Genomic DNA, 387 nt, shown 5'->3' on the forward strand with positions numbered 1-387 from the left:
GGCGCCGACATCGCCGTCCATCATCTCCTGGCTGAAGCTGAGGCCATCGAGCACCTCGCGGGCGCGGCCCTCCAGGGCGTAGCCGTCGAGTTCCTCGAACCGGGCCTGGACCTCGCCGGCGCCTCGCGGATCGCGTTCTTAACCGTAGACCGGCACACGCCGGCCACCGCGGCCATGTTCTCGATCGACAGGCGACAATCCTTCCGACGCACGACCTCGGCAGCCACCAGGGCGAGGACCGCCTGCACGGCCAGCGTGAACCGGGCCGCGAGCCCCGGTGGAAGCCGCCCCGAGGCGGCCCAGCGGCGACGGCGCTCCATCGAGGCATCCGTGCGCGGGCGCGAGCCGACGGCCCTCCTGGGCGATCCTACACGAGGCTGGGAAATG

The 387-nt window shown here is 72.1% G+C and carries 1 pseudogene; it reads right to left on the reverse strand.

Annotated features, from left to right (window positions below):
* Positions 1 to 119: 119 nt before the first annotated feature.
* Positions 120 to 387 (reverse strand): annotated as a pseudogene (locus tag MKL09_RS27255) (helix-turn-helix domain-containing protein); the annotation flags it as partial.

The organism is Methylobacterium sp. J-048 (genome assembly GCF_022829515.1).
Lineage (GTDB): Bacteria > Pseudomonadota > Alphaproteobacteria > Rhizobiales > Beijerinckiaceae > Methylobacterium.